The organism is Flavobacterium sp. FG19 (assembly GCF_057809475.1).
In genome coordinates, this window is record NZ_JBMDKA010000071.1 from 1 (window position 1) to 2080 (window position 2080).

Annotated in this window: 1 protein-coding gene; it reads left to right on the forward strand. The window is 33.9% G+C overall.

Features of this window, described 5'->3' with window-relative positions:
• Nucleotides 1-399: 399 nt before the first annotated feature.
• Nucleotides 400-1569 (forward strand): hypothetical protein, encoded by a 1170-nt coding sequence (locus ACODST_RS27750; RefSeq protein WP_488935340.1) that lies wholly within the window; start codon nucleotides 400-402, stop codon nucleotides 1567-1569.
• Nucleotides 1570-2080: the final 511 nt, after the last annotated feature.

Consider the following 2080-nt stretch of genomic DNA (forward strand, 5'->3'; position numbering starts at 1 on the left):
GCTATGTTTCTATGTGTTTAAACCCTTATGCGCAGCAGTTTAATTTTTAACTTCCCTATTTTAATTCATGTAAAAACGTGTTTTTTGTAAGGTGTTGATGTTTAAGGGTTTGTTTTTAGATTATCTACGGATCTATGTTTGCTGCTAAAAGTGAAACGCCTTTTTTAAAGCATTGTGAACTATGTTTCTATGTGTTTAAATCCTTACGCACAGCACTTTACAGGTTGTAGTTTGTTTTGAATCAGAAAGATAATTTCTGCTGAATTTTATTTGTTAAATTTTTGATTTGCATTTACATTAAATAATGTAATTTCGGCCTTTATTAAGAAAAAAATTGAGTTTACGTTAAAAACATGGAAGAACCTGACATGATAAACAGGTGGTAACAAAAGTATCTTTATGAATTTAAAAAATTACTTATTTGCATTAGTAATCATTTTAGGATTTGCGTTCTGTAACAGCGAAACTTCCGACGAGGAAACTCCGGAAATTGTATATGCCGATGTAAAACCTACACAAACCAAATACAAAGCGTTTTACGGTTCAAAAGTAACTAAGGTTTCGGGTTCGGTTACATCCAAATCGGCCGAAACAATTTCAGGCGGTGAAACCAGACCAGTTTCGGTTATTTTTTATCCGAGAACGCAGACCATTTCATTTTCAAATATCTTTGATAATACAACGGTAGAATATCCGATAACGGCAATTATGGATGATGAGAATAATTTAACGTATAATTTTAAAACAAGCGAGACGACCTTTTTTAAATGTTATATTACCAAGCCGTCAGGTTCAAATCCCGGAAATGTAAAAATAACTTTTGACGGTGGTTATTATATGTTTGAACTTACTTCTTATGAAAAAAAGAATATTGCGCAGTTACTAAAATTTGAGTCCTATACTTCAGCAGATCATCCAGGCAGTAATTATACCATGCAATATGTTTATGCTGATACGACTTTATTTCAAACCATCCGCAGCCATTTTGATGTTAATACTCTGGAGCCTTTACTTACTGTTACAGATTACAACTACGATGATAATGGAAAACTGATGGGGAAAATCAGCAGAGATGGAAACGGCGGTGCTGTAAAAAGCAAAGTGGATTATGAATATGTGAATAATTTAATTGCTAAATCGACTGTTAGAAACGGCGAAGGAACTATAACGCAGGTTAATAAATACGAATTTGATGCGCAGGGCAGAATTGCGGACTGTTATTTTGGAAACAGCACCAGTACTTCATACAGTCTGATTTATCATTTTTCGTATGAAAAAAATAAGCTGCATACTATTTACACGAATTCAAAAGAAACCTTCAGAGATACAGAAGTTTCAACTTACGACAGCGATCGTAAGCCTTTTATAGTGCTTCAGGACCAGGTTTTAAACCCGTTTGTACATTTGGATATTTTTACCTCAGTCAGTACAGACAAGGACGGAGTGGTTACAGAATTCCCTGAAAATACTTATGAGTATTCTTCTGCCGGACTGCTTACAAAAGCATTAACCGCCAGCGAAACCGGGGGGGAACCAAGTGTAAGAATCAGAACGTATAAAGAAGAATAAAAAACAGATAAAGAACAGTTATTCAATAAGAAACGCCGGGCACAAGTCCGGCGTTTTTTATGCAATTAAAAAAACTTTGCCCCTTTGTACCTCTAAAAAAAACTAAAATAAACCGCTGCGCCTAAGGGTTTAAACACATAGAAACATAGATTAAATGCTGTAAAAAAGGCATTTCACTTTCATCAACAAACATAGCTCTATCGTTAAACTGAAAAATATCAGAACTATAGAGTAAGAAACAAAAAAAAGGACTGCAAGTCCGCCCTTCGACTTATAATAAAGTCAGAGAAAAAAAACTTTGCCCCTTTGTACCTCTGTGCCTTTGTATCTCTAAAAAAAACTAAAATTATAATCTGACGGCCTAAATAAACTGCTGCGTATAAGGAATTAAACACATAGAAACATAGATTAAAATGCTGTAAAAAAAGGCGTTTCACTTTCATTAATAAACATAGTTCTATCGTTAAACTGAAAAATATCAGAACTATAGAGTAAGAAACAAAAAAAAGGA